The organism is Mesorhizobium oxytropidicola, from assembly GCF_056174625.1.
In genome coordinates, this window is the sequence record NZ_JBWBWK010000002.1 from 141,904 (window position 1) to 167,928 (window position 26,025).

The following is a 26,025-nucleotide window of genomic DNA, read 5'->3' on the forward strand; positions in this document are numbered from 1 at the left end:
TGCCGGGACGCTGCACGGATGAGGTCGCTCCCACGCATGCGGTCCAACGGAACCGCGAACACCACTTCGACCCACCCGTTCCAACGCAAACATGCGTCGATCCTTGCGATCGACCCCGGAGAGAACCCTGAGCCCGGCACGCGCTGCATCAACGAGGAGAAAGGAGCCCGTTGACAAAGGCGATTAGAGAACCTGATGGGACACGACCCGAGATGGAGTAGCCTGCCTGCTCATAGGGACCGGTCTGTTCAGGGTGTGTGTCGTCAGCAGGCTTGCTCGGGCGGTCGGATCCATATAGCTCGGGGCGACAGAGGTAGCGCCAGACGTTCAACCGTCGTCCGCCGCGACTTCCTGCGCAATTCGTGTCTAACAAGGAAGAAAGGCGTTGTCACGTTGTTTGAAATGTGGCCGCGTGAGGCCGATACCGCGCTTTTCAGGCAGGCCGTGCACTCACGGCTTCCCACGCGGCCATGGCTTGGCGTCGATGGATTCGAATTTGTGCTGCGGAGCGGTTGGTCTGGGATGGGACGAAGAGATTTCGGACGGCGGAGAAGATCGACACGAAATGCTGCAATGAGCCGACCGACCGGAAACCCTGTCGCGTTCGTTCCCGTTTTCGGAACGGCAGATGAGAATTCTCCGCCCGGTTGTTCAAGCCTTTATGCGAGCGGTGTTCCACGTTCGGCATGAGCTGAAGGATTTCGACGCATTGAGCGATCGATGCGGGATCCCTGGTGGCCACGAAGTGGAAGAAGCTGCGGATCGCGGCAAGCCGGCATTGGCGGGTCCTCTGTTGGTCGATTGACCCGCAGAGGTACCAAGAAAGAGGATTATCGGAATCCGGCGTTGGCCGTAGCTGCATGATTGAGGTGCAGAACGAAACAGCCTGACGTCGGTAAAGGGGGTGTGAGAAGGCGACGACCCGAATGGGCGCAACGATCGAACAGATCTGGATCTTGCCCGAGCTGGTCCGGGAAGAGTGTCGGGACCTCATCGACCAGATTGCCCAGAAGACGGAACGGATCGAGGCCAAGACGGGCCAGCTCAAGAAGCTGGCGTCACAGACCGGTACGGCGCGACGGCTGCAGACAATGCCGGGAGTCGGCCCGCTGACGGCGCTGGCGACCGAGAATTTTCGGACCCGATATGGCAAGCTTCAAACGTGGCCGTGACTTCGCAGCCTGGCTGGGCTTAGTCCCGCGGCAACATTCCTCAGGGGGCAAGGAGAGGCTCGGACGGGTTTCGAAGGAAGGACAAGCCGACATTCGCCAGTTGCTTCATCATCGGGGCGATGTCACGGCTGAACTGGCTAGGGCGCAAGTCGATCTCCAAGGGATCCTGGCTGGGGCAGATGCTGGCAAGGAAGCCACGTATGCTGGTGGCGATCGCCCTGGCGAACAAGATGGCCAGGACGATTTGGGCTATGCTCGGTGATCATACGCTTTGGCGGCAGACCCTGCTTCTTCAGAAGTCGCGTCAGCAGGCGCTTCATCCAGATGCCAGACATCATCTTTCGTTGGTGCCTTGCGGCGTATGCGGCGCGCATAATCAGGGCCGTGCTTTCGGCACCATCGGCGGATGGTCTCGTAGGAAACGACGATCCCGCGATCGAGCAGCATTTCCTCGACATCGCGCAGGCTCAGATTGAAGCGGAAGTAGAGCCAGACAGCACGGGCCACGATTTCGATCGGATAGCGGTGGTTCTTGTAGGTCGATGCACTCACGGTCATGGACGCGCTGCTACCTCAATTTCCTTACCCCTCAATCAATGTGACAGCACCCACGCGATGGATCGCCTGCAAGCCCGGCTTCTTCCTGCCGGTCCGAGTCGTGGTGCGCATCAACGGTCAGAAATGCTGGTTGTGGAGAGCGGTTGATCAGGACGGATATGTGCTCGACGAGATTGTCCAGACGCGTCGCAACACCAAGGCCGCCAGGCATCGGGATCAAGCGGCGGCTTTTTAGCACCGCGACGAAGCCGAATTCGGTCGCGGGTCGCGGGTCGCGATGTCGCTGCGCATCTGCATCCACAGACGAATCCCAAGCGCTTCGAGGAAACGGGGCCGCTGATCGTTGCGCGCGGCGAGGGCATCCGCGTGTTCGACGATGCGGGCAAGCCGCACATCGATGCCATGGCCGGCCTGTGGTGCGTTCGCTGGCTTCAACAACCGGCGGCCGCGAGAGATGGCGGGCGAACACGAACTCCCATCGATGCGCTCCTTTGATCAGGCCGCGTCGGGACCTTCCGATGCGAGGAGCAGTGCGACTTCGACGCGGTTTCGGCCTTTATGCTTGGCCTTGTAAAGGGCGGTGTCGGCGGCGAGAAGCAGGCCTTCCGGCATCCTGATCGTCCCGCCCGATCGTGACAGTGCGGTTGCTGAACCAATGCTGACGGTGACGCGTCCGCCGCCGTCCGGATTGTCGCCATGAGGCAGGCCGAGGTTTTCGATTGCGAGCCTCAGCCGTTCCGCTATTTCAAGTGCTTCCTCGCCATCGGTATCAGGCAAGATGACGGCGAGTTCTTCCCCTCCGTATCGCGACGCCAGATCCCCGGGACGATGAAGCACGTCTCTTATAGCGGCAGCGACGGCACGAAGACAATCATCGCCTACCTGATGACCGTATCTGTCGTTAAAGCCTTTGAATCGATCGATATCGAGCAACAGCAAGGACATCTGTCCAGCGCTGCCAACGGTGCGTCGCCATTCCCTGTCCAAGGTCTCGTCGAAGGCTCGGCGGTTGCCCAGACCGGTCAGTCCGTCCGTCATCGCGAGCGAGCGGAGCTGTTCTTCTAGCCGTTTGCGTTCTGTTATATCTCTCATGATCAGGACGAAGTCGCCTGGAACGCCAGTTACCGGATCACGGACGATGCGCGCCTTGCTCTCCACCCAGACAGTTTCCCCATCCTTGCGCCGGATCTCGATCGCAAGCGGCTCGCCTTCATCTGCTCCGGCAAGCAAGAGCGCGGCTGCCGCAGCGATGTTTTGAAGATGCTCGGGCGGGACGAACTCCTCCGGACCATGCCCCACCATTTCCTCCGGCAGCCATCCCAGAAGTCGGGTGCATGACGGTGAAACGTAGCGTGCCTTCGTGTCCGGTCCGAGTTGCATGATGACGTCACCGCTGTTCTCGGCGAGCATCCGGAAATTCGTTTCTTCCGGAAGAATGTCCGAACGGATTGCCAAGCCTGCCGGTGATTGCCCGGACCCGACGCGACCAAAAGCCTTGCGAATAAACTGTGACGCAGATGGCAGGCGCATATTTGTTTCCTTTCCGGACTCTTTTCGCGGGGTGCCGCAGCGTTCTTTATCGGCTGATCAAGCCACCCCCAAGGAAGGGATTTCCGTCAGGCGATCAGATCGATTGGGTTCGCTATCCCGCTCGCAATCCTAGTCTCCCCAGCAGGTGGTTGCCGAACTGCTTCAAAAGGCCTTTCGCTATCTGACGTGGTACCGCTTGCGAAAACAGATACCCCTGACCCAACTGGCACCCGATCTCTGCAAGTAAAACGGCCTGGGCTTCGTTCTCGATGCCTTCGGCGATGACCTGGATGTCGAGCTTGCGAGCGATGCCGACCAAGCCCTCGACGATGGCCAGGCTCGGATCTCCCTGGACAAGGCGATCAATGAAGGATTTGTCGATCTTGACGATATCGACCGGCACCGTCAGCAGATGCGTGAGCGAAGCGAAGCCGGTTCCGAAATCATCGAGTGCGACACGCAGGCCATGGGCTCGCAACGCCTTGATCTCCCGAGCGACGACCGGATCGCGCTGGCCGAGATAGACCGACTCCGTTACCTCCAAAATGATATGCTTCAACGGAACGTTCTCGCGGCCGAAGGCGGCTTCGAGACGCGCGTAAAGCGTGCCGCTATGAAAATCGGCTGAGGTGATGTTGATGCCGATATGCTGCAACGGGATACCTTGATCCAGCCACGAGCGCGCGTCCGCCGCGACGATCGCCATCATGCGTTCCGTCAGATGCGAGGCGACGCTGACATCGGACGTCGCCTGGTGAAAAGCAGCGGCGGAAACGACCTCGCCATCCGGCTTGCGAAGGCGGCAGAGGGCCTCCATGCCGACGATCGCGCGGGTGTCGAGCCGCAGGATCGGCTGGTAGAACGCGTCGATCCGGCCTTCGCGCAAAGCCACGTCAACATCGCGGATCACCTCAATCCGGGTCTTGATTGTGCTGCCGATCCCCGGCGAGTACAGCACGAAGCCGCCTCGGGAAGTTTCCTTGGCGTGGTAGAGCGCGAAATCGGCGTTTTGGCGCACGCTTTTCGCATCGATGTCCCCCGCCGACAGCACTGCGCCGCCGATGGTAGCCTGTGCCAGGATCATGTGCCCGTCGCAATCGGCGGGCACAGCCAGAGTGTCGAGAATATGACGCGCCGTGCTCTCGATGCCAGCGGGCGCTCCGGCTCGCTGAAGGATTACGACAAACTCGTCGCCGCCCATGCGGAACACACGGTCAGGCGCTAGGCTTTCGGCGAGACGTGACGCCACCGCCTGTAGCAAAGCGTCGCCGGCGGCATGGCCGAAGGTGTCGTTGATGGTCTTCAGGTTGTCGAGGTCGATGATCAGGACCGCCCAGGCGCTCGGTTGGCCAAAGGACAGCCGCTCCAGGGCGACGTCCAAACTCGCCCGGTTCGGCAGGTTGGTGAGGGCATCGACATAGGCGCCGTGCTCTCGCTCGACGACCCGCCGGTGACGCTCAAGCGCGATGGCGCACAGGGAGGTACACGACGCGACAACCTTCTCCTCGCGCGGGGTGGGGCCGCGTTTCTCCAGAAAGTACAGGGCAAAGGTGCCGAGCACAGCGCCCTCTGCGTCGCAGATCGGGCTCGACCAGCAGGCCTGCAGGCCCAGCGCCAGGACGGGCTCCTTGAAATTGATCCAGCGCGGGTCGGTCGCGATGTCCTTCACGGCCACGGCTTTTCCGAGATAGGCCGCACTGCCGCAGGAGGCCACCAGCGGGCCGATCATCAGGCCTTCGAGACGAGCCATAAATTCATTCGGCAAGCTGGAACCTGGGAGGGGATGCAACAAGCCATTACCGTCAACGCGCAGAACGGAACACCTGACGCCCGGCAACAGTTTCTCGATCTGGTGGCAAAGACGGTCCGTCGTCGCTTCGAGCGTTTCGCCCCTGGCGATCATTTCGAGAATATTGTTCTGGAGATGCAGCACGTTAACCGCCAATACGTGTGCCTAAATACCCTGTAGCATTCCTGGTGAAATCACCCTGATAAGGCGCAGCGCACAAGATGACAGTGTCAGGTAATTCTTTATAAGTGTTATCTTTCGCCACTAACAAACCGCCAGGAACCATTGATCAGAAGCTGCTCTGATCCCTGAAAACTGGATCGTTCGAAAGTGGAGTTTCCGCGGTAACATCCCTTGGCTGGGAGGAGCGGAAGACGATGAAGGCATCGAAGTTCTCGGACGCGCAGAAGGCGTTCATTCTGAAGCAGGGGGCGGACGGAATCCCCGTCGCGGAGATCTGTCGGCGGGCGGGGATCAGCCAGGCGACGTACTTCAACTGGAAGAAGAAATACGACGGACTGCTGCCGACCGAGATGAAGCGGCTGAAGCAGCTTGAGGACGAGAACGGCAAGCTCAGGAAGCTGGTGGCCGATCTCTCCTTGGACAAGGAGATGCTGCAGGACGTCATTCGCCGAAAACTGTGAGGCCTGGTCGCAAACGCGAGCTGGTGGCGGAGACGTGTGATGAGTGGAACGTGTCGATCCGACGGGCATGCCGGGTTCTGGAGTTCGACACGTCGACCTATCACTACAAGTCCCGCCGCCGCGATCAGGCCGGCATAGAAGCTCGGATCAAGGACATCTGCGCCACCCGTGTCCGCTACGGCTACCGGCGCGTGCACGTAATGCTCACGCGCGAGGGCTGGGACATCAACATGAAGCGAACCTATCGAATTTACAGGGACTTGGGCCTGCAGCTCAGGAACAAGACGCCGAAGCGGCGTGTGAAGGCGAAGCTGCGGGAAGGCCGGGAGGAAGCCGTCGGCCCGAACGACGTCTGGGCGATGGACTTCGTCCACGATCAGCTCGCGACGGGCAAGAAGATCCGTGTGCTGACGGTCGTCGACACGTTCTCCCGCTATGTGCCTGTGCTCGACCCGCGGTTCAGCTATCGGGCGGAGGATGTGGTCAGGGCACTGGAACAGGTCTGCCCGAAGATCGGCTATCCGAAGACGATCCGCGTCGACCAAGGCTCCGAGTTCGTCTCCCGCGACCTCGACCTATGGGCGTACGCGAAAGGCGTGACGCTCGACTTCAGCAGGCCGGGAAAGCCCACTGACAACGCCTACATTGAAGCCTTCAACGGCCGCTTCAGGGCGGAGTGCCTGAACGCCCACTGGTTCCTGACCCTTGCCGACGCCGCCGAAAAGTTGGAGGATTGGCGCAGATACTACAACGAGGTGCGCCCGCATGGGGCGATCGGGCACAAGGTCCCGATCTCGTTGCTCAATCACGATGGCGCCGCCAGCCCGCCATCGTGAGAAAGCCGGGAAACTCCACCTTCCGGCGGTCCAGAGAATGGTATCGGAGCAATGCAGCTCCGGACTCTCCGTTGAACTGGAGGGAACAACGGTCTCAGGTCACCTTCTAGGGGAGATTCTCCAGTCTCGCTCATTGGTACCTAGGCTGTGCAACGCGCAGGTAGCCACAATGGCAAAACGACCTAGCGCGCTTCAGCCCGTTCCCCCCAAAGCTTCCGAATAACCGGCTCGTACTCCGGCCTTGAACAGAATTGGCAGTCGGGGTGCCGCGGGCGCAGCGTTCGTCCCCGTGCGATTGGCAAGTTCCATGGATCGATCGACCAATAGTTTGTGGTGGCTAAGCCTGCAAACGACCTGAGCATCTCAACTGCCATCAGTACGCCGGCCCAGGCGGAGACGAACGCAAACGGTGCCAGCACCTGCCGGCCTTCGGGTGTCGCAAGCGCCTGCTCGGCACAGATCTGGCGAAACAAGCTGTCGAACGCGATGCCGACGAGTTCCGCCGCGTTGAATGAGGGATGCGTTCTCACTATCCGATGCGCGATGTCCTGGGTAATCAGACCGACACGGACATCGGCGATATCGACCCCAAGACCCTCCGCGATTGACCGTTCGCGCGCAAACTCTTCTGGGACATGCCGGTAGATGCAGGCCAGGCATGCGTGATCTGTCGGCAGGACGTTCGAGTGAACCACCACACCGCGCACATCGGTGGTAGAGGCGTCGATAATGCGGTGAGGCACTTCGAGTTGGATTGACCGACGCACGAGCCGACTGTCGACAGTCACGAAGGCCGTTTGCGGGGAACGACCAAGATGGCGGACAAGCGCCTTGAAGTCGGTCACGTGCGGGCGAAGTGCCAAGTCGGGGAAGTCGGACTGGGCACGCTCAGCCAGCGCCACGGCCTTGTCCCTCCCTACGTCCTCGTCTCGAAGGTACATGCAGCGGTTCAAAATGCCGCCCTGTACCACTTTTGGGTCGACGATCGCCAACTCGCCACGGACGTTCAGATGCCGCGCGGCGCGAAGGAAACCGTGCGCTACGGCACCAGCACCGGCCATCACAGCGTCGTTCAGTTCGATTGCCCCGAACAGCACCCCCTGTGGGATCCCGAGCTGCGCGTAGTCGAGGCGCATGGGTAGCCGTACTGAGGGTAGCGCGGTATCATCGATAACGACATACACAGCAGCCGCGGCAGCGGCGCAGGCAGCAGCTGCGGCATGGAGACCATGTGGCTTATCGAAATGCCGCCCCGTGGGCGCAAGGGAGATGGATGCATCGATTGCGCCGAGGTCCGCGTAAAGGCGCCTGGCTTCCGTGCGGGGAGCGCTAGAGCCTATGACAAACTCCAAATCGGGCGCCGTATCATCGAGATCGAACTTGGCCTCGACCGTGCGCCCAAGAAGCTGACCGACCTCGAAAGCCCAAGCCGACTTCCACCCAGGTTCGGCGGTTACGAGTACAGTACGCTTCAGGCGCTCGCTGGCTTCGGCCTCGTTGACACCTAGCTGGGCGGCCAACATCAGTGCGTTCTGCTGAGCGGCGGTGCTCATGTCGTTACCGTCAGACGAGCATCGAGGCCCGAGTTCGAGCAGTGGTCCCAACCTCCGGCCGGCGAGTACTCGTACGTCATGACTTCTGTCAGGAAGTTCTCCGGGGTGGTCGTCGCGGCAAAGTGGGGGAGCACGAGCGAAAGCGCACCCACGTGCCGGATGATCGCCCACTCGGCGTCGACTTCGGAATGGTAGGCGCGACCTGGATGGGTGTGGATCTGCGCTACGATTCGTCGCCGAGTAGACCTGAGATGATCCATGAGGGCCTGCATAGAGGCCGGCGGCAGTTTGAAGTAGTCGATCTCCGTAATCTGCTCGGGTTCATATACCTCGATGATCGAAGCCGGCGTGCGCACGGCAGCGGTCGATAGCCACAGTACAACTCGCTCATGGCGGCGTTCTCCGCCGCGCCTGAGAATGGCGATGGTCGTACGCAACATCTCGCGCGTGCATATTACGGCGGTCATCCGACGCTCCTCTTCCATGCCCGCCAGAGCTGGAGCACGATGCCGCCGAGGTCCATTCCGGACACGCCGCGGTAGTTGTCCCAGAGGTCGGTCGTGTGGCTGGAGTGCACGTGATACTCGCGCGCACCCCGCATGCAAACAAATGGCCGCCCGGTATTTGGATGTGGGCCTCCGTTGAATACGCCACCACCGTTCGGCGGTGCCGTTTCCAAGTGCCTTCCCGCGCTGTCGAGAAGCTCGATTGCGGGGGAAGCTCATCCCATTCGGTACAGTTCAGGCGGAGCCTCAGCGGCACGGCTGTGGTGTGGTCAAAAAGAACGTCCAGGATTGGGAAACTCGACTCAAGAATCGACCAGCGGTACATTTGGGCGGATCGTGGATTGATGCGTCCTATGTCGCGGTCGAACGCCGCACGGGAAAGCGCTTCAAGCACCGCCGCCTCCCTCGCGCGCACCCCATTCAAGCGCGACCTGTCCGACCAAACCAGCCTCCGCGAGGGTCTGCGTCGGGCTTACGTCGCGACCAGCGACTGTGACGATCCAACCCTCAGTGCCGGTGAGATGAAGTTTGCGCGCCGCGTCGGCGAGCACCTGGGTGATCGGGGTTGAGGCCGGGTAGCGCTTGGCTCCCTCGGCGGGGAAGGTACCCGCGGTGGTGACTACTGTGACGAGCACTTTGTCGGGATGCACGTCTTCGCGCGAGACGACATCCTCGACCCCATTTTCACCGAACGACAGCAACCCGCCGGGGCGAAGTACCGTGTCCAGCTCTTCCTCGCGCTCGAGAACCCAATGGTGCCCGTTGCGGGGGGGCCAGATCGACAGGAATTCGTCAACCTCCATATCGTCGGTGCCCCATACCTGACCAACCTCGTCGACGGTGAAGCCAAAGTTGCGGTCCGATAGGAAGGCGCGCAGGATGCCGCCCTTTTCCTTCTTAAGGTCGATGTCGTCGTCGGTGCCGATCAGATGGGTTCGGCGATCGCGGACCAAGATGAGTTGGTGCTCGCTCGCGGGCACGTTGCCCGAACGCGTCAGTGCTTCGCGACCGGTAATGACGTTGTCCGAGAACTCCACGTCGATCCCATTGACCGGGTAGCTAACGCCGCGAGTGCGGCCTTCCATTTCCACTACTTCATTCATCGCTGTTCTCCATATTGCCCGGCTCTTGCAGCCAGACTCTTGACGTCAGACCTGTTTGGACTATTCTTTGATTCGAGTCCCGATGTGGACTGGTCTATATCGGGACCGGTATGCCAGTCAAGTCCATTTTTAGACAGGAGGAGTTTGATGCATGTTGAAGCACCCGACGCCCGGCAGGGCGCCGGGCAACCTACGATTCCGGTCGAGTTAGAGGCGTTCTTCGCCGTCGCAGAGAAGTGGCACCTTTCGACCGAAGAACAGATCGTTTTACTCGGGTCGCCGGGGAGATCGACGTTCTTCAAGTGGAAGAAGGAGGGCGGAACGCCGCCCACCGACACCCGGGAGCGGGTCTCCCACATGCTCGGGATTTGGAAATCTTTGCGCATACTTTTTACGCAGGACGAGCGTGGTGAGGCTTGGGTGCGTGCAAAGAACCGGTACTTTGACGGCGCTAGCGCGCTCGACGTCATGCTGGAGGGCATGTCGGGCATCATTCGCGTAAGGAGATACCTCGATGCCCAGCGCGGCGCTTGAGAACGCTCCCTTGGTGAAGTGGTCCAGAGACGCGTTCCGGCTCATCCCGTCCCGCTTTCCTCCAGTCAACGTCTATGAGGGGTTGATCAACAGTGATCGGCAGGATGAGATCATTGCTCTTGAAAACCTCACCAACCCCAGACTCCGCTCCCTCGGCCGCCTGCAGCAGACGGCACAGGGGGACGCCAGTGCGGACCCGAGGCTCCAGAATTGGAACCTCGCGCCGTTCGCATACGGTAACCCCGATGGCACTACGTTCTTTGGGGAGGGCCGGCCGTGCCTTGAGGTCGCATTTGAGCGGCAAACGGCCTTGGCGGTATCCGTTGCAAAGCGGGAGTCCTTCCTGAAGGCGACTGAGGAGACCTCAATCGGGCTCGACATGCGGATGCTGTGCACCCCGGTTAACGGCACCTTCTGGGATCTTCGCGATATTGAAGGGTTGCCTGCGGGGCTGGACGAGAAGCGGCGTCGCGAGATCGGGGCCAAGATGCCGGAGGGCGCCCAGGGTATTCTCTTCCGTCCCGTCGAACGGCCGGCCGGCATTTGCCTCGCCATAGTGACGGGAGACGTCTTGGAGCGATCTCAGCAGACGGTGCACTTTCGCTACGTGTGGGACGGAAAGCGCATCTCGATTCTTTATGCCTTCGATAAGGAGGGAGTTCGTATCTGAGGCGTCGGCGCTGGCAGGCGAAGACGACGTTCTCGCCGCGGCCTAAGCAATCGTCACAGAGCGCCTGCCGACCAGCCTTTGAGCCGTACGAAATCGTGGAAGCTGCAACCAGGAGCCAGGCACACGACACTCGGCAACACCCTTCCATCCGCAGCAATCGAGTGTCTGCGCAGTGACACTCCATGACCGTTCGAACAGGTGAGCTCTGCTTTGAAGGTAGCGCGCGTCCGCGCGTTACATGCCTTCCACATAAGAGGGGGCGGCTGCCCAGCATTCTTCCAACACTCTAATCCGATGACCGGCCGCCACCCGCCCCGAGGTTCCATTGGTTCGGACTTCGACAGTCCGAGCATCCTGAGAAGAACATTGATCGCGCCTTTGAATGATATCACTGGCGTCTTCCTACCCGATGCGCTGCCAAACGCTCCATATTCGTGAACCGTGGCAGAGTTTCCGCTAAGACCTATTCGGCCTCCAGAATGCCGGTACGCCTCTGGCTTAGCCCACGTCAACTGCCTCAAGACCGCAGAGGCGGTTCAATGTGCTGGAGGGTTTGCCCGGCTCAGCTCGTCCAACTGCCAGCAGCGGGTGTCTTTGCCGCGTTTAGCGACTGGTTGTGCACGCTCTATCTCCTGGTCGGAGTCGCTCGGTTGAAACAGTGAATGCATCCACTCATGCACGATCAGGGTAAGCGCGAATTTCTCCGCACCTTTTTCCATTGAGCGTGTTTTGGCATGAAGTGTCCACTTAACGGAGGTGGACACCAAGTGATTGAGGACGATGAACAGAAACTGCTGGTGAGGCGGATTTTGCGCAACGGCCGCAGGCGGTACGACCCGGCGTCGAAAGAGCGGCTAGTTGCGGCCTGCCTTGAGCCTGGCGTGTCGGTATCGCGACTTGCGCTTGAACATGGGATCAATGCCAACCTTCTTCGGAAATGGATAAAGACGACCAAAGACGCCGGTGCTTTGCCGCCACCTGCACCGTCTGTGTTCATTCCAGTTCAAGTCACCGCTGCGGACCACAGCCTGCCTATGCAGAGCAATTCGGTGGACAGGCCTGCTGCGCGTGGTGAAGAGCGGCTGTCGAAGCAGGAAAGCATGGGCTCATCGCCACTCGCAGCCAAGGTGAGCGCGTCTTTACCGAACGGCGTGAAGCTGGTGCTGGAATGCGGTGATGTAGACGCGTTGACGGCGATCATTGGAGCTCTGGGCCATGTTCAGACTGGGCGCTGATCTCAACGTCTACCTGCACCGCGAGCCGATCGATTTTAGGGCCGGCATCAACAGCCTTGCGGTCCTGGTTCAGGAGGTGATGGAGCTTGACCCATTTGCGCCTGCGGTCTTTGCATTTTGCAATCGCCGTCGCGACCGGATGAAACTCTTGTTCTTTGACCGGTCCGGCTTCGTGCTGGTTCTAAAGCGGCTGACCGAGGACAAGTTCCGGTGGCCGCGCCGGGAGACGGCGGTGGTTACGCTGACGACCGAGCAGCTCCATTGGATTCTCGACGGCATCGACATCGACGCAATGGTGCGCCATCCGGTGCGGCAATATCAGGTTGCGGGCTGACGGCTCCCGAATTGTGCGGTTGACGCGTCGGTGCGGTTCAGATTCAAAACTACGATGAATCGACCTGGTGAACCGACTGTTGAGGAGTTGATGGCGCGCATTGCTGCGCTGCAGGCGCAGAACCGCCAGCTCGCAGAACGCGTGGCCAAGCTCGAGGAAGAGTTGGCGCTAGCGCGGCTGCATCGTTTTGCGCCGAAGAGCGAAAAGCACGTTGATCGCCTCTTCAATGAAGCCGAACAGATTGCCGATGAAGACGACGCCGGCAGCGAAGATGGCAATGTCGTCGACCTGCCGGACACCGGCTTTCCGTCCACCGAAAAGCCGGAGGGAAAGAAGCGTGGCCGCAAGCCTCTGCCGGAACACCTGCCGCGCGAGCGCGTCGAGTATGACCTTGCCGACGGTCAGAAGGCCTGTCCTTGCTGCCGCCACCAGATGCATCGCATGGGTGAGGCCGTCACCGAGCAGCTCCATATCGAGGTGAAGGCGAAGGTCCTGCAGAATGTGCGGTTCAAGTATGCATGCCGCCATTGCGACCGGACCGGCATCAATACGCCTGTTGTCATTGCCCCGATGCCCGCGCAGCCCTTGCCGGGCAGCATCGCCACGGCCTCGACGCTGGCCTTTGCGCTCGTCCACAAATATGTCGATGGCACGCCGCTCTACCGTCTGGCCCAGGCCTTCGAGCGTGCCGGCGTTCCCGTCAGCCGCGGCGCTCTGGGCCATTGGGTGATCGGATCGAGCGAGAGGCATCTCTCCCGCATCTATGATGCCCTGAAGCTACGGCTTCGGTCACAACCGCTCATCCATGGTGACGAGACGACGGTCCAGGTCCTGAAGGAAAAGGACAGGGAAGCCACCAGCACATCCTTCATGTGGGCGTATCGGAGTGGAGAGGACAGCGACGAACCGATCGTGCTGCTCGACTATCAGCCCGGCCGCGGCCAGATCTATCCGCAGGCCTTCCTCGGTGATTACCGCGGCATCCTGATGAGCGATGGCTATACCGCCTGGCGCACGCTGGCAGGAGCGACCCATCTGGGGTGCATGGCCCATGCCAGACGTCGCTTCGTCGATGCACTGAAGACCAGAAAGAAAGGCGGCGGCCCGCCGGAGCAGGCGCTGAAGTTCTTCGAACAGCTCTACCGGATTGAAAGCCAGACGCGCAACGAAAAGCCGGACAAGGGCGAAACGCGACATCAATGCATCCGCCGTTTCCGCCAGCAACACAGCGTTCCCATCCTCAATGCTCTCAAGGCATGGCTCGACGACATAGCCCCGAAGGTCCTGCCCGACAGCAAGATCGGCGACGCCGTGTCCTACACCCTGAACCAGTGGGAGTACCTGACGCGCTACACCGAAGACGGCAGGATGCCGATCGACAACAACCTGCTTGAGCGCGACATCAGGATTTTTGCCACTGGAAGAAAAAGTTGGCTGTTCAGCGACACTGTGGACGGAGCCAGGGCCAGTGCCGTCGTCTACAGCCTCATGCTGACATGCCGAGCTTGCGGCATCGAGCCCTTGGCCTACTTGCGCCACGTCCTCAGCGAATTGCCGCAGCGCGCCACAGACGCCGACATCACCGACCTGCTGCCCTTCAACTTCGCCAAAACCGCCGCTGCATGATCCGATGCAGCCGTCTGACAGCGACCCCGTCAAACGGGCCGCGTCAACGCGCATGGAAATGAGCGCTTACCGATCAGGTGGATGCCCAAGTGTGAAAAAAATCAAGAGTTTGCGTCTCGAGGTCCCTGATCTCGATTGAGGGCTCCTGACACGGAATTCCCGCGCAATGAAATCCGACCGCAACGCTGCCACACACTGGATTGATTGACCCTTTGCGGCGAGACTATGATGCCATGATCGCCATGATTTTCGGATCCTTCCCGAATTTCGATTTGGTGATTCGAATCGTCCAACGGCCGGAAATCCTGTTCATCACGCCAGAAGGCTGACATCTCCCCTCCCGCGCGTTCTCCATTTGTGCCTCAAAAGTCGCATAAATGGCAGTGTGGTGTGACGTCCGGAATTATTTGGCATTTCACGGGGTTTACCAGTCCGGAATTACGGGTCGCTTGTGGGTGGCCTATGCGATTGAAAACAGGAGTGTTTTCGGCTGAGGGTAGGGGTTTCCGATCCAAAGATCGGGTTTACCAATGGCCTCAATGACAGTTAATTCTGGATCGACATTAAGTGATTGGATTTGCGTAGAATAGCCGCCCTTATTGGTAAACCCGCTGACGGTCGACAACGGATTGGTCAACCTCAAGACGACAGGATTGGTAAACCGGAGCAGCCCTTTCGACCAAGGTCCAGCAGTGCGCCTTCAGGCGCGCCTTCGCAGGCTGCGTGGCGATGCAAGGCGTGATTGTCACGACAGATATAACTCCAGCTGTTACTCGGTGGTCCTGTTCTGCCGCTAGGAAATAGCGCACGATGTCGAGGAAAGAGTTCGTGCCACTCAACCTGCTCGCCAAGTTGGCAGGAATCTCTCGGCAGGCAATTTGGAAGGCCTGCCTGCGTGGCAACTGGCGAGGGCACTCCCTAGAGGTGCGCGTCATTCAGGGTAAGGGCGGCAACGCGGGCAACCAGTATCTTGTCAGTTTGACTTCCCTCCCACCGGAGTTGCGACTCCGGTTAAGGCCCATTCAAACGCCGGTCCAAAACCCTTCGAAGCAGATCGCAACCCGAGGCCGACACGGCCGAGCGGACAAAGGCAAGAAACGTGTTGTCATCAGTCGGCAGTGGGATGCTCTGGTACCGTTCGACGTTCTAACCAAGGCCAAGATTGCAGAGGATCTAAAACAGGAAATCCGAGGCCTTCTGGCGGCCGGCGCAGCTTGGGGACACGTCAAGGTCTTGGCCCGCAACTTCTTGGTAGAGACCTCCAGGTCGTGGGGATTCTGCCCCAGCGATGCAGCGAGTTTTGAGCAAGCCTGTTCGATCCCGTGGACGCTCGTTTCGGAGGAGCTTCATTATCGGAAGGTCCACCAGTTTCGAGCGAACCGCAAAGCATACGAGGACAGCCGCCCCCGGGGGAGGCGCTCCATCGAAGGCATGCGCCCGATGGAATTGGTCGTCGGAGATGTGCACCCCATCGATATCCACCTGACGCGGGCGGACGGCTCTATTTGTACTGCGAAGCTGATCGGGTTCCTTGATTGGGCGACTGGTCGCGTCTGGTGTGACTTGATCGCATTCGACACGCGGGGCGGCGTCAACAACCGCGATGTCATCGAAGGGCACCGTAACGTTAACCGGGCATCGATCAAAATGTGGGATCTGGCGGCATGACCAGATTTTCCCGTGATCCTCTTTATCGTCGCCACCGATTTCCGGCGCAGGTGATTGCCCATGCCGTTTGGCTCTATTTCCGGTTTCCGCTCAGCCTGCGGATGGTCGAGGATATGCTGGCAGCTCGTGGCGTCATCGTCTCTCACCAGACCGTGCGACTTTGGGCTGAGAAATTTGGCAGACACTTTGCCAAGATATCCGGAAGCGATCGGCCGGCAAGCTCGGCGACAAATGGTATCTCGATGAGGTTGTCATCACCATCGGTGGAAAGAAACACTGGCTTTGGCGCGCCGTTGATCAGGACGGGTTTGTTCTCGACGTGTTGGTGCAAAGCCGTCGCAATGCCAAGGCGGCAAAGCGCTTGATGCGAAAGCTTCTGAAAGGGCAAGGCCGTTCGCCGCGTGTGATGATCACCGACAAGCTTCGATCCTACGGTGCGGCGAAGCGGGAGATCATGCCAGGCGTCGAGCATCGCTCGCACAAGGGCCTGAACAATCGGGCGGAGAACTCTCATCAACCCGTCCGACGGCGGGAGAGGATCATGAAGCGCTTCAAGTCAGCGCGACATCTTCAGCGTTTCGTTTCCGTCCACGACCCGATCGCCAACCTCTTTAACGTTCCCCGCCACGATATTCCATCCACCCACCATCGAGAACTGCGAGCAACTGCCATGCAAGCATGGCGCCAAATCGCGCGACTTCACGCCGAATGAACCAAAGCCTCACTCCCAGATCTTGTTTTCACAGCGTTAAGTTTACGGTGCCCCTCGACTGGTTCCACATCACCATGCGCATCACGGTCCTGCGCCAATTCGGCCAGGGTGTCGAAAACCATAATGAGCGGGCCGGGCAGGCCATCCTTGAAACCCTCCGCAGGATCAAATGGCATCTCTGGCATGGCAATGCGTACCGTGCCCGTGAGGAAATCGACGACCTGCAATTCGATGCGGAAGCGCTCGAAACGGATTACCCGAACATGCGCAAATTCCTGACGGCCATCGGCGAGTTCCGATCTTACATCGCTTCCAACAGCGCAAGCCTGATCAACTACGGCGAACGCTACCGGTCCGGTGAGCGGATATCCTCGGCCTTCGTCGAGGCAACCGTCAATGCCGTCATCAGCAAGCGGTTCGCGAAAAAGCAGCAGATGCAGTGGAGCAGGATCGGCGCGCATCTTCTGCTGCAAACCCGCACGCAGACCCTCGACGGCTCCCTGCGCTCGACCTTCCAGCAATGGTATCCCGGTATGGCGAACGACAATCACGAACCAGACGAAACAGCTCTCGCCGCATAACCGCCCCACAGTTCCTCATGCTCCCCCTGTGGGGACGCGACCTGAGCAGCATACGAATCAGGTGTGCCGAGCTTCCAGCTCGAAGGGAAGACTCTAGCCTGGTCGACAGGAACTTACACCACGCAGGATCACCGTCGCGCAAATCGCCGGTAGCTTTCAGGCTGCTGTCAGCTAGAGCATTTTCCGTGAACGCCGAGTCAGATTTGGGATTCACGCGGTGGCGGAAGTCTGTTTCATTTTCCCTGTGATTCGCAGGGAGATGACGATGACACGCAGCTTGAGTGCGGACCTTCGCGGTCGGGTGATTTTGGCGATATCGGAGGGTGTTTCGACGCGAGAGGCAGCACGCCGGTTCCGGATCGGGATTGCTACGGCGGGGAACTGGTATCGCCGCTATCGCGAGACAGGCGAGATGGCGGCCCGCAAGCAGGGCCAACCGTCGTGCTCGAAGCTTGATCCTCACGAAGCCTTCATCCTCGGCCTGATCGAGGAGACGCCCGACATCACTCTGGCGGAGATTGCCGAGAGGCTGGCGGCCGGGCATGGCGTGGGCGTGGTTCCTTCGACGATCTGGATGTTTCTCGACAGGCGCTGCGTCACGTTTAAAAAAAGACGGCGCATGCCAGCGAACAACAGCGCCCCGACGTCAAGGCGCGCCGTCGCGCCTGGTTCGACGGCCAGCTCGATCTCGACCCCGAGAAGCTGATCTTCATTGATGAGACTGCCGCCTCCACCAAGATGGCGCGGCTGCGCGGGCGGGCCAAACGTGGCGAACGCTGCCGTGCGCCGGTTCCTCATGGTCATTGGAAGACCACGACCTTCACCGCTGGACTGCGGCTGAACGGCCTGACCGCACCGATGCTGCTCGACGGGCCGATGAACGGCGCCGCCTTCCTGGCCTATGCCGAACAGGTGCTCGCACCTGAACTTTCTCCCGGCGACATCGTCGTCATGGACAACCTGCCGGCTCACAAGATCACCGGCGTTCGCGAGGCCATCCAAAGGACCGGCGCACGGCTTCTGTTGCTGCCGCCCTATTCGCCCGACTTCAATCCGATCGAGATGGCGTTCTCGAAGCTCAAGGCCCTACTCAGAAAAGCAGCTGCCCGCTCCATCGATCAACTCTGGTCCGTCATCGCCGACTGCCTCGACGCCTTCAAACCGGCCGAATGCCGAAACTACTTCGAGGCAGCCGGATATGACCCGGTGTAAGTCGAATCTGCTCTAGGGCTGGCAGAAGGGTTGTTATTGGAACAACCAATCAGGAGACCTTATAAAATGAGAACTCGGCCCAACTCGGCCAAGCTGGCACGAGTCTTGAAACCCTTAGTGCAAGGCGGCGAGAGCTGCCTTCATGGCGCGGGCAGCCGCGAATGGAACAAGAGAAGGAAAGCTACATGTCAGGCGGTGCGACATTCCACACCGAAAGGATTTCATCATGGCTAGCGTGAAGGTCGACAAGAACAGTTTTCAGGCTGAGGTACTCGAAGCTTCCGAACCCGTTGTCGTGGATTTCTGGGCCGAGTGGTGCGGCCCCTGCAAGACGATCGGGCCGTTACTTGAGGAAATCTCGACGGAAATGGCCGGCAAGGTGAAGATCACCAAGCTCAACACCGACGAGAATCCCGAAATCGCGGCGCAGTTCGGCGTGCAGAGCATTCCAACCCTGATATTCTTCAAGGGCGGCGAAGTCGCCGACATCAAGGTCGGTGCGCTGTCCAAGACCGCGCTGTCGCACTGGATCGGCGGCAACGTCGCCTGATCGTCCAACCGGGGCAGATTACCGGGCAGTCAGGCTTGAGCGGCTTGCCTAACGAGATCCGGGAGCGGCGGAATCGACTCTTGTGTTGGTATGCCGAGGCGGTCGCCGAGATAGCGGAAGAATGAGACGTCGAGCTTGATGCAGGTCTTCATCAGGCCGAGCAGGACGTCGCGGGCGTTCTTGCCTGCCTCGCTGACGGTTCCGCCGGAGATCTTGCGCTTGGTGACGAAGGTGCGGATGTCGTTTTCCGAACCATTGGTGTGGAGTGGGATCTCGGGACGATCGAGAACGCGCAGGAGTTCATGCTTGCGGCGATGCAGCCTGGCAAGAAGCCGGTCGAGCATGACGTAGCCGGTTCGTCGTTTGAACAGGCGCTCGAAGCGGGCGCGCAGGGCCGCCGCGTGGCGCGGACAAGGAGCACGCTGGTAGCTCTTGAGGTCGCGATAGAACCACCAGATCAACTGGCGCATGATGTCGACGGCCTGACGTTGATCCGGGGTCACGGGTATCAATTTGTGGACGAGCCGCTCGGCGTGGACCCAGCACAGAGCATGGTCGCCGATGCGGAACTGGCCGGCATCATCGGACACGACCACGGTATCGCCAAGAAAGCCGTGGTGGCGGATCGCTCCCCACATCGCCCCTTCGGTGGCGATCCTGACTGGGTTGGGCTCAACCGCGAGCTGGTCGAGGCCGAGTGCGGCCAGATGCGCCTGCCATGCGGCGCTGTCGGCAAATGCCTTGTGCGGCGCAGCCGCCAGCCGCGCGATCACCGGACCGGCGAGGTTGCGGCCGCGCATATAGGCCAGGGCCTCTTCATTGATGAAGTAATCGCTGTGCCCGGCACGCAGCGTCGCCAGGAACGCCTCCCGTGACTTCGATCGCCCGGTGCGGAACGCGGTGAAGCGGCGATCGCCGATCTGGGTGGTGTAGCCGTCCTGGTGGGCGTGGCGCGCCGACGTATCATCGACGGTGATCCAGGGCGCCGTAGCCAGCCCGGCGCGCAGCACGTCACGGTCCTCCGCCGCGAAGGCCTCCAGGCCCTCCGAAATCAGCCGCACCACCTGGCGCTTCGAAATGTCGACCCCGATCCCGGTCAACAACGCCGTCAACCGCTCCGTCGTCACCTGGCCTTGAATGTGACAGGCCAGAATGAAGCGGCGCAGGTTCGCGCCCCAGCCGCCGATGATCCCCGCCGGCAAGGGCGCCACCATCGTTTCGCCGGTCGGTGTCACCCAGCGCTCGCGGCGATAGCGCACCACGTCACCGGCTGCGATTGATCAAAGTTCGCACTCTGGAGAATAACTCAACCGATTGGTCGGAGTGGAACAGACGCTCGTCACTTCATCAACATCTGCCAGTTGCTGCTGAATTTCACTGGCGAGCGTGAGCAGCGACTGTCCGTTGTGCGGCGATAGCGAGGTAACCGGAGAGATCCTCCGGCCACGATTTGTTCTCGCAAAACCCGGCCACACCTTGAGTCGCCAAGAGCTTTTGCTAGTCTGCCACAGCACCGGCCTTCAACAGCGGCCCGCGAGGATATGTGCCACAAGACAGTCAAACCCTTCATGGCGACGGCATCTCGGCTGTTATAGTCGGCCAGGGCGCCGAACTGGTGTCGCTGCAGGATGCGCAAGGATTTGAGTTTCTCTGGCAGGCCGGTCCGGCCTGGCGGCGCCATTCTCCGTTGCTGTTTCCGATTGTCGGCCGGCTGAAGGGCGATCAACTGCGTCACCGCGGCCAGACCTATACGATGAAGCAGCACGGCTTCGCGCGCGACAAGCCTTTTGTGTGGGCGGACAGGGGACCTCGATCCTGCACGCTGGTTCTTACCGACGACGCCGACAGCCGCGCGCACTACCCCTTCGCGTTTCGCCTGGCCGTGACTTACACGCTGGAACGCCACCAACTCGGGGTGACCTTCGAGGTCACCAACACAGGCGACGAGCTGTTGCCGGCCTCAATCGGCGCGCACCCGGCGTTCAATTGGCCGTTGCTGTCGGAGTTACCTAAGGAGGCCTACCACCTGACATTTGCCGATGATGAGCCGGCGCCAGTTCCTCGCCTTAGCGATGGCCTCCTGCTCGCAGCACCGCGGCCGACGCCCATCGAAGGCAGGACGCTTGCACTATCCGAACGGCTGTTCGATGACGACGCCGTCATCCTGGATCGTCCCGCAAGCACCAGCGTGCGCTACGCGGCCGAGCGTGGTCCGGCGATCGAAGTATCATGGCAGGGATTTTCAGAACTGGGCATCTGGTCAAAGCCGGGCGGCGCCCCGTTCCTGTGCATCGAACCCTGGCATGGCATAGCAAGCCCTGTGGACTTCGATGGCAACTTCATCGATAAGCCGGGCCTGATGCTGGTCGCACCGGGGGCGAAGCGGTCGCTTAATTACGGGATCAGGCTGGAGCAGGGGCCATGGTGATCCCCGGACCTTCCGGAGAAGCAACGCTCGTGGGGTACCCAATCAAACTTGGCTTCGTCGGCAGCCATGCGCTTACTTCGCCATTGTTATCGGCTGAAATCCCATCAAGGGCGATCCGGTATCGATCTTGTTGTCGCCTTCCAACGAAGAGATCGCGGCAAACGCGCTTCGCGCTATCCGAATGTGGGGGTTGCCGCAGACAACCAGGCTGTGCTCGAAGAACGCGACACTATCACGCTGGCGGTCCGGCCGCAGATTGCCCCCAGCTGTTGTCCGAATTGCGGTTTCGGCGCGACCACCACTTTATCAGCCTGATCGCCACGCTATCGCAGGCGGCGCCGATGTGACCCTCTGTCCAGCCATTCGAGATCGTCCTGCGAAAGCGCGATGCATGACCGCACCCGCGAGCCGCGTGACGCAAGCGCTTCCCATGCCGATGTTCGCGCACCGACTGGGGGAGACGATCATTCAGCCACCCGATCCGGACGTGACGGCGTTGCTGGGCGGACTTGGGGACGGTGATCGAGGTCGAGAATTCGAGCGAGTTCGACGCGCTGAGCGTCGCTACCGGAACATATGCCACTTACTTCAAATACCTCGAAACGATCCATGACTGGCTCAAAGCACATGGCATTGCAGAAAGGGGCGCGATTATATCGCCGCGTCTTCAAGGCACTTCGAACACGCTCCGGATGCCTGAGTGGACTTCACGCATCTGGCGCAGGATGGTGCGACCGTGGCAGCATCAATGATGCAGGTTCTGAACGAACTCATGCCCGCAACGTCTGATTCGCGGAAAGATGGCGGCATCGGCGCATTTCGGCGGCTGGCGCCACGTAATAGGCAAGCCTTGCGATGACGTTATGCTTACTCATCGTCGACTACTAGGCAGCCAATCGAACAGCGGAACTCAATCGTTAGGTGTCGTGGACAAATGGCAGCCATAGTTTGATTGAGGCAATCGCCACGAAGCCAAAATAGGGTTCCTTGGTCTTGTCGTAGCGTGTGGCAACACGGCGCGAGGTCTTCAGCTTGTTAAACAGGCGACGCTCGACGAGGCTACGCCAACGGTATTTCTCGCGATCATACGGGGTGGGTCGCGGGCGGCGGTTGATTTTGGCGGGATGACCGCCTCGACGCCGGCTTTGGCGATCTCTTCGCGCATGGCGTCAGAGTCATGCCTTAAGGCGGGCCACATCCGAAAGACGAAGCGAGTGCCAAGGGACCGAAATCAGCGTGTTTGATTTCCCGAAAGGGTCATGTCCCGTTGCGTGTTGTAGGAGCGCCGACCTTCGGAGCGGTCCGAGGCTGATCAGGCGGCCACTGCGGGCAACCTGATGGAGGGTTGTCGGCCGGCGCGAAGGCAGGTCGGGATGAGGAGATGGTCGCCAATCAGCCGAACAAGGAGATTAGGAATGGACCAGGTGCAGGCTCGACAATCATCGCCCCCCACAAGTGTAGATCGGAGGCCGGCGCGACTTGGTGCTTAGCGGATGTGACGCGCGAGATCTGCGATCCTACCCATCAGCGCTTCCATCGGTCCTCGCTGGAAGACACGCAGCCAAAGCACCGCGAAAGTGCTTATAACCACGACGAAGCCAAAGAGCATGGACTGGCTCCCGTCTTCTACAAGCAAATCTATTCCCATAATGTGCTTGAAATAGGCTATTCCGACAACGTGCAGGACATAGGCCGTCAAAGGCATCGAGCCGACCGCGATTATTGGCCAGACCAGCTTTCGCAGATGCGGGAGCGCATTCATAGCGAGCGAGCAAGCCGCCAAGACAATCATTGCGCAACCTGTGTTGCCCAGGATCGAGAACGTCATCTGGCTATGAGGTGAGGCAACGAATGGCGACCAGGGAAGGTCGCCAACGTCCGACCACCATCGGGCGGATTCCTGCAAAGCGGCGGGTACACCGGGCAGCAAACGTAGCGCGAGCCAGGATCCCCCATGGCCCAACACGGCCAGCGCGACCCCGGCTAGACCAAGGCGCCAATGCATTGCTTGCGTATTAAGGCTAAGGCGCGCGATGGCCATGCCTGCGATCACGAAAGGAACCCAGGTCATTGCGGGATAGGGGCCGCTGACCATGAGCTCGAACACCGGGTCGTGTGAGCTCTCGAAGTCCTCAAGGAGGAAGCGCACTTGCGGGAGAACTAATGCGGCCGCCGCAGCGAGCAAGCCGAGCTGCTGTGCGCTGAGCCTATAGAGCGGCAGGACCAACAAGAAGCAGACACCGTAGTATGCCAGGATGACCTGTACCTCCGTACCGAGGCAGGTCAGGATTGCGCCAAGCGCGAGCAAAACAAGAGCACGAATTGCGACTCTGGCAATGGCCTGTCTACCGGCTACCCCCGACTTGGGCGCCTCGCGACCGGTAATCAGGATGATCAAAAAACCGGTCAATACGGCAAACAGGGCGGACGAGCGCCCATGGGTTAGTTCCATCAGATTCCCGACTAGTCCTCCTTCGTCGGGGATGGGACCACCGACATGGACGACACACATGCCGAAGACAGCCAGGCCGCGAGCAAGGTCGATTGAGCCCAGCCGATCCACGGCCGACCCATCGCTCGCGTCCGCAATCGCCGCGTTCATCGCCATGGTAGATTCCTTCGTTGGTTGTGTCATCGCGGGGACCCGCGAGAGGAGAGCCGGTCGGCTGCTGCCGTCGTCTCACCCTGAAGGCTTCAAAGATCGTGCCAATCTGGCGGATCGAGCCGGCGACAGAAGGTTATGCTTGCTGTTCAGCTCTTTAGCCTGCGGCAAAACAAAAGATCGGCTCACCAAGCCTGTGGCGCGGACCTGACAAAAGGTGTCGCGGATCCGCCATTTGGGATGGCGGGCCAGGGAGATCCACTGAACCAGCGGCGAGAGGCTCAGCGACAGCGGATGATCCGATCAGCACTACGCGGCACCGCCGGTGACGGTCACCCCGCGGTGTCAAGGCCAGGGCTTGAACCCTGCGATAATCTGTGGTGGTGCGCCTAACCGGGATTCGGCGACGTCGGCGGCGGTATCTTTTGTGAGGTATCATCGTACGTCTGCTTCTTGATTCGTCGCGTGGTTCACCATTCGGCGATCAGGCATGTCATCTCTCTCCTGACCGGTTGTTCCAATGGCAGCCCTAGCTGACAGCAGCCTGAAAAAGCCTTCCGATATTTGCGCCGCGGCGGTTCAGCGTAGCGTCAGGTTTTGGCCGTAAGGTAAGAATCTTGCCCTCGAACCGGAGCTCGGCACACCGGATGCGAATACTGGTCATCGAAGACGACAAGGCCATTGGCAGTGCTGTTCGCGAACACGAGATGGCTGATGGCCACGCGGCCGACTGGGCCGACTGGGCCGAGACCCTGTCCACAGCGCGGGATTACGCAAGCTGGGGTGCCCTACGGGCATATCCTGCTCGAATGCGCAAACGGCTGGATTCGACACCGGTCATCATCCTGACGGCTCACGATCGGATTGAGGATCGCATGAGGGGCTCAACGCAGGAGCCGACGATTATCTGGACAAGCAGTTCGATCTCGGCGAACTTTCCGTCACCTCATCCATCGTCCGCGAGGGACAATCGTCCGACCGGCAAGTGGTGACTTATCGTCTGGCTTCCTTCCGGCTTTTAAATTTCCTCCTTCATCAATTCCCCTATCCGGTTCGACCCTGCGGCCATCTTCGCGTCCCGACCTTCTGCGGCTGGCCGCCTTGCGCAGTGGTCGTCAAGCGTGGGAGGGGGCCATCGCGTAGTGACTTGGGCCCCTTGACGAGCGCGAGCACGGCGGCAGGCTACGCTAGGTTCGGCATGAGTTCCTTCATCGCCCGGGCCTTCAGCCAGGATCATTTCGTCACACGCGTCAGCAGGGTGCGCGGCTTGGTAGAGCAAGGTTCACATCATGCCGTTGCCGCATACGATATCCCGCCCACCCGGCGGCTTTCGCCCGATTCATGGAGCGCCGGCGTCAGGCCCAAAATCGGCCCGACCGCCTAGAAGCGGGAACAACAGAGATTGAGGCCCCTACCCCAGAGAAGCCGATTGCCGTTTCCGTGCTGCATCGTTAAGGGAACAGCAACCATAGCCATCCCTCAACCTCGCTTTTGTCAGGCCCGATCAAGCAATCCCTTCCCAATGCCAGCTTTGGTCGGGCCGCACCTTCTTTCGGTTCATTGTGGCAGTTGCCGCCGTGGATGTGTCGCAAACTTTTCGGTAACTTGACTGGGGCATGACAGCTCTTCGATTTTCGGGAGCGCTCAATGTTCAAAGGCAGGCACTTCGATCGATCCGTGATCCTTCAGTGCGTGCGGTGGTATCTGGCCTACAATCTGAGCTTGCGTGATCTGGAAGAGATGATGGCCGAGCGAGGCCTGAACGTCGACCACTCCACCGTGCATCGTTGGGTCGTCCACTTCTCGCCCCAGCTTCTGGAGCGTTTCAACAAACGCAAGCGGACCGTCACCGGCAAGTGGCATATGGACGAGACCTATATCAAGGTTCGCGGCCGTTGGATGTACCTTTACCGCGCCATCGACAGCGTCGGCGACACGGTCGAATTCTTCTTCAGCGAACACCGTGATCTTCCGGCGGCCAAACGCTTCCTGCGCAAGGCGCTTGCACACCATGGACGCCCGAACCGCATCGTCGTCGACGGCAGTCAGACCAATCGTGAGGCAATCATTTCCTGCGATACTGAAAGCCGTCTGCGGGAGCGATCACACAAACCACCGATCCATATCCGCAAGAGCCAATACCTCACGGATGTATTTGACAAGGGCCGTTCTGCTCTGATGT

General features: G+C 60.2%; 21 protein-coding genes and 9 pseudogenes. 18 read left to right on the forward strand and 12 right to left on the reverse strand.

Annotated elements, in window-relative coordinates; genetic code table 11:
* Positions 1 to 433 precede the first annotated feature (433 nt).
* Positions 434 to 694 (reverse strand): annotated as a pseudogene (locus tag AC0V8S_RS36045) (DDE-type integrase/transposase/recombinase); the annotation flags it as partial.
* On the opposite strand from AC0V8S_RS36045, the gene AC0V8S_RS36050 reads away from it, so the two are divergent.
* Together AC0V8S_RS36050 and AC0V8S_RS36055 are read left to right on the forward strand one after the other, a co-directional pair.
* Entirely contained in the window at positions 629 to 805 is a 177-nt protein-coding gene (locus tag AC0V8S_RS36050) for a hypothetical protein (RefSeq protein WP_475439194.1), read from the forward strand. The pseudogene AC0V8S_RS36045 and the gene AC0V8S_RS36050 overlap by 66 nt on opposite strands.
* A gap of 151 nt (positions 806 to 956) precedes the next feature.
* Positions 957 to 1,429: pseudogene (locus tag AC0V8S_RS36055) on the forward strand (transposase); the annotation flags it as partial.
* On the opposite strand, the pseudogene AC0V8S_RS36060 reads toward AC0V8S_RS36055, so the two are convergent.
* Positions 1,427 to 1,730 (reverse strand): annotated as a pseudogene (locus AC0V8S_RS36060) (IS6 family transposase); the annotation flags it as partial. The pseudogenes AC0V8S_RS36055 and AC0V8S_RS36060 sit on opposite strands and share 3 nt — an antisense overlap.
* A gap of 97 nt (positions 1,731 to 1,827) precedes the next feature.
* Between AC0V8S_RS36060 and AC0V8S_RS36065 the strand changes: the two are divergent.
* A pseudogene (locus AC0V8S_RS36065) lies at positions 1,828 to 1,938 on the forward strand (DDE-type integrase/transposase/recombinase); the annotation flags it as partial.
* Positions 1,939 to 1,961: 23 nt separating this feature from the next.
* On the opposite strand, the gene AC0V8S_RS36070 reads toward AC0V8S_RS36065, so the two are convergent.
* The 3 genes from AC0V8S_RS36070 to AC0V8S_RS36080 form a co-directional block, all read right to left on the reverse strand.
* A complete protein-coding gene (locus AC0V8S_RS36070; RefSeq protein WP_475439058.1) occupies positions 1,962 to 2,165 on the reverse strand; it encodes a hypothetical protein in 204 nt (67 codons plus the stop codon).
* A gap of 60 nt (positions 2,166 to 2,225) precedes the next feature.
* Positions 2,226 to 3,260, reverse strand: a complete 1,035-nt coding sequence (locus AC0V8S_RS36075) for a sensor domain-containing diguanylate cyclase (RefSeq protein ID WP_475439059.1) — start codon at positions 3,258 to 3,260, stop codon at positions 2,226 to 2,228.
* A gap of 112 nt (positions 3,261 to 3,372) precedes the next feature.
* Positions 3,373 to 5,163: a sensor domain-containing phosphodiesterase gene (locus AC0V8S_RS36080; RefSeq protein ID WP_475439160.1), complete on the reverse strand. Its 1,791-nt coding sequence runs from the start codon at positions 5,161 to 5,163 to the stop codon at positions 3,373 to 3,375.
* Positions 5,164 to 5,426: 263 nt separating this feature from the next.
* Here AC0V8S_RS36080 and AC0V8S_RS36085 point away from each other — a divergent pair.
* Positions 5,427 to 6,529, forward strand: a protein-coding gene (locus tag AC0V8S_RS36085; RefSeq protein ID WP_258598730.1) for an IS3 family transposase whose coding sequence is annotated in 2 segments (ribosomal slippage) — positions 5,427 to 5,688 and positions 5,688 to 6,529 — 1,104 coding nt in all. Because the reading frame shifts where the segments join, the coding sequence is not laid out codon by codon here.
* A gap of 182 nt (positions 6,530 to 6,711) precedes the next feature.
* Here the strand turns inward: AC0V8S_RS36085 and AC0V8S_RS36090 are convergent.
* The 4 genes from AC0V8S_RS36090 to AC0V8S_RS36105 all read right to left on the reverse strand — a co-directional run bounded on the left by AC0V8S_RS36090 (position 6,712) and on the right by AC0V8S_RS36105 (position 9,691).
* Entirely contained in the window at positions 6,712 to 8,082 is a 1,371-nt protein-coding gene (locus AC0V8S_RS36090) for a ThiF family adenylyltransferase (protein ID WP_475439060.1), read from the reverse strand.
* Positions 8,079 to 8,549 (reverse strand): Mov34/MPN/PAD-1 family protein, encoded by a 471-nt coding sequence (locus tag AC0V8S_RS36095; protein WP_475439061.1) that lies wholly within the window; start codon positions 8,547 to 8,549, stop codon positions 8,079 to 8,081. Before AC0V8S_RS36095 ends, AC0V8S_RS36090 begins: the two co-directional genes overlap by 4 nt.
* The gene (locus tag AC0V8S_RS36100) at positions 8,546 to 8,683 is read right to left on the reverse strand and encodes a hypothetical protein (protein ID WP_475439161.1); all 138 of its coding nucleotides are present in this window, start codon (positions 8,681 to 8,683) and stop codon (positions 8,546 to 8,548) included. The genes AC0V8S_RS36095 and AC0V8S_RS36100 overlap by 4 nt, the downstream gene beginning before the upstream one ends.
* A gap of 291 nt (positions 8,684 to 8,974) precedes the next feature.
* On the reverse strand, positions 8,975 to 9,691 hold the full coding sequence (locus AC0V8S_RS36105) for a multiubiquitin domain-containing protein (RefSeq protein ID WP_475439062.1): 717 nt from the start codon (positions 9,689 to 9,691) through the stop codon (positions 8,975 to 8,977).
* Between the two features lie 147 nt (positions 9,692 to 9,838).
* On the opposite strand from AC0V8S_RS36105, the gene AC0V8S_RS36110 reads away from it, so the two are divergent.
* From AC0V8S_RS36110 to trxA, 10 genes and pseudogenes are all read left to right on the forward strand, one after another.
* Positions 9,839 to 10,225: an MbcA/ParS/Xre antitoxin family protein gene (locus AC0V8S_RS36110; protein WP_224681314.1), complete on the forward strand. Its 387-nt coding sequence runs from the start codon at positions 9,839 to 9,841 to the stop codon at positions 10,223 to 10,225.
* Entirely contained in the window at positions 10,206 to 10,895 is a 690-nt protein-coding gene (locus tag AC0V8S_RS36115; protein ID WP_475439063.1) for an RES family NAD+ phosphorylase, read from the forward strand. Before AC0V8S_RS36110 ends, AC0V8S_RS36115 begins: the two co-directional genes overlap by 20 nt.
* Before the next feature lie 770 nt (positions 10,896 to 11,665).
* On the forward strand, positions 11,666 to 12,130 hold the full coding sequence (tnpA, locus tag AC0V8S_RS36120; RefSeq protein WP_475439162.1) for an IS66-like element accessory protein TnpA: 465 nt from the start codon (positions 11,666 to 11,668) through the stop codon (positions 12,128 to 12,130).
* Positions 12,096 to 12,464: an IS66 family insertion sequence element accessory protein TnpB gene (gene tnpB, locus AC0V8S_RS36125; RefSeq protein WP_475439064.1), complete on the forward strand. Its 369-nt coding sequence runs from the start codon at positions 12,096 to 12,098 to the stop codon at positions 12,462 to 12,464. Before tnpA ends, tnpB begins: the two co-directional genes overlap by 35 nt.
* Before the next feature lie 54 nt (positions 12,465 to 12,518).
* Positions 12,519 to 14,090, forward strand: a complete 1,572-nt coding sequence (gene tnpC / locus AC0V8S_RS36130; protein ID WP_475439065.1) for an IS66 family transposase — start codon at positions 12,519 to 12,521, stop codon at positions 14,088 to 14,090.
* An 828-nt stretch (positions 14,091 to 14,918) separates the two neighbouring features.
* Positions 14,919 to 15,758 carry a hypothetical protein gene (locus AC0V8S_RS36135; RefSeq protein ID WP_475439066.1) on the forward strand — a complete coding sequence of 280 codons (840 nt, stop codon included), beginning with the start codon at positions 14,919 to 14,921 and terminating at the stop codon, positions 15,756 to 15,758.
* Positions 15,755 to 16,470 (forward strand): annotated as a pseudogene (locus AC0V8S_RS36140) (IS6 family transposase). The gene AC0V8S_RS36135 and the pseudogene AC0V8S_RS36140 overlap by 4 nt, the downstream one beginning before the upstream one ends.
* 53 nt (positions 16,471 to 16,523) lie before the next feature.
* Positions 16,524 to 17,051 (forward strand): annotated as a pseudogene (locus tag AC0V8S_RS36145) (ISKra4 family transposase); the annotation flags it as partial.
* A gap of 265 nt (positions 17,052 to 17,316) precedes the next feature.
* Positions 17,317 to 18,263, forward strand: a protein-coding gene (locus tag AC0V8S_RS36150; RefSeq protein WP_464615147.1) for an IS630 family transposase whose coding sequence is annotated in 2 segments (ribosomal slippage) — positions 17,317 to 17,665 and positions 17,665 to 18,263 — 948 coding nt in all. Because the reading frame shifts where the segments join, the coding sequence is not laid out codon by codon here.
* 226 nt (positions 18,264 to 18,489) lie between these two features.
* Positions 18,490 to 18,813, forward strand: coding sequence for a thioredoxin (gene trxA, locus AC0V8S_RS36155; RefSeq protein WP_258598711.1), 324 nt, complete (start codon positions 18,490 to 18,492; stop codon positions 18,811 to 18,813).
* 29 nt (positions 18,814 to 18,842) lie between these two features.
* Here trxA and AC0V8S_RS36160 read toward each other — a convergent pair whose 3' ends face one another.
* Positions 18,843 to 20,075, reverse strand: a complete 1,233-nt coding sequence (locus tag AC0V8S_RS36160) for an IS66 family transposase (RefSeq protein WP_475439067.1) — start codon at positions 20,073 to 20,075, stop codon at positions 18,843 to 18,845.
* Positions 20,076 to 20,356: 281 nt separating this feature from the next.
* Here AC0V8S_RS36160 and AC0V8S_RS36165 point away from each other — a divergent pair, with 281 nt between their 5' ends.
* On the forward strand, positions 20,357 to 21,241 hold the full coding sequence (locus tag AC0V8S_RS36165; RefSeq protein WP_475439068.1) for an aldose 1-epimerase family protein: 885 nt from the start codon (positions 20,357 to 20,359) through the stop codon (positions 21,239 to 21,241).
* A gap of 700 nt (positions 21,242 to 21,941) precedes the next feature.
* A complete protein-coding gene (locus AC0V8S_RS36170) occupies positions 21,942 to 22,100 on the forward strand; it encodes a hypothetical protein (RefSeq protein WP_475439069.1) in 159 nt (52 codons plus the stop codon).
* Between the two features lie 627 nt (positions 22,101 to 22,727).
* Here AC0V8S_RS36170 and AC0V8S_RS36175 read toward each other — a convergent pair.
* Positions 22,728 to 23,849, reverse strand: coding sequence for a DUF418 domain-containing protein (locus AC0V8S_RS36175; RefSeq protein WP_475439070.1), 1,122 nt, complete (start codon positions 23,847 to 23,849; stop codon positions 22,728 to 22,730).
* Positions 23,850 to 24,655: 806 nt separating this feature from the next.
* Here AC0V8S_RS36175 and AC0V8S_RS36180 point away from each other — a divergent pair.
* Positions 24,656 to 24,819: pseudogene (locus tag AC0V8S_RS36180) on the forward strand (response regulator); the annotation flags it as partial.
* A 260-nt stretch (positions 24,820 to 25,079) separates the two neighbouring features.
* Here AC0V8S_RS36180 and AC0V8S_RS36185 read toward each other — a convergent pair.
* Positions 25,080 to 25,223, reverse strand: a pseudogene (locus tag AC0V8S_RS36185) (transposase); the annotation flags it as partial.
* A 267-nt stretch (positions 25,224 to 25,490) separates the two neighbouring features.
* Here AC0V8S_RS36185 and AC0V8S_RS36190 point away from each other — a divergent pair.
* A pseudogene (locus AC0V8S_RS36190) lies at positions 25,491 to 25,994 on the forward strand (IS6 family transposase); the annotation flags it as partial.
* Positions 25,995 to 26,025 lie beyond the last annotated feature (31 nt).

Coding starts and splice junctions, on each gene's coding strand:
- AC0V8S_RS36050 (WP_475439194.1), top strand. CDS start 629: ATGAGAATTCTCCGCCCGGTTGTTCAAGCCTTTATGCGAGCGGTGTTC.
- AC0V8S_RS36075 (WP_475439059.1), bottom strand. CDS start 3,260: ATGCGCCTGCCATCTGCGTCACAGTTTATTCGCAAGGCTTTTGGTCGC.
- AC0V8S_RS36080 (WP_475439160.1), bottom strand. CDS start 5,163: ATGATCGCCAGGGGCGAAACGCTCGAAGCGACGACGGACCGTCTTTGC.
- AC0V8S_RS36090 (WP_475439060.1), bottom strand. CDS start 8,082: ATGAGCACCGCCGCTCAGCAGAACGCACTGATGTTGGCCGCCCAGCTA.
- AC0V8S_RS36095 (WP_475439061.1), bottom strand. CDS start 8,549: ATGACCGCCGTAATATGCACGCGCGAGATGTTGCGTACGACCATCGCC.
- AC0V8S_RS36100 (WP_475439161.1), bottom strand. CDS start 8,683: ATGCGGGGTGCGCGCGAGTATCACGTGCACTCCAGCCACACGACCGAC.
- AC0V8S_RS36105 (WP_475439062.1), bottom strand. CDS start 9,691: ATGAATGAAGTAGTGGAAATGGAAGGCCGCACTCGCGGCGTTAGCTAC.
- AC0V8S_RS36110 (WP_224681314.1), top strand. CDS start 9,839: ATGCATGTTGAAGCACCCGACGCCCGGCAGGGCGCCGGGCAACCTACG.
- AC0V8S_RS36115 (WP_475439063.1), top strand. CDS start 10,206: ATGCCCAGCGCGGCGCTTGAGAACGCTCCCTTGGTGAAGTGGTCCAGA.
- tnpC (WP_475439065.1), top strand. CDS start 12,519: ATGAATCGACCTGGTGAACCGACTGTTGAGGAGTTGATGGCGCGCATT.
- trxA (WP_258598711.1), top strand. CDS start 18,490: ATGGCTAGCGTGAAGGTCGACAAGAACAGTTTTCAGGCTGAGGTACTC.
- AC0V8S_RS36175 (WP_475439070.1), bottom strand. CDS start 23,849: ATGGCGATGAACGCGGCGATTGCGGACGCGAGCGATGGGTCGGCCGTG.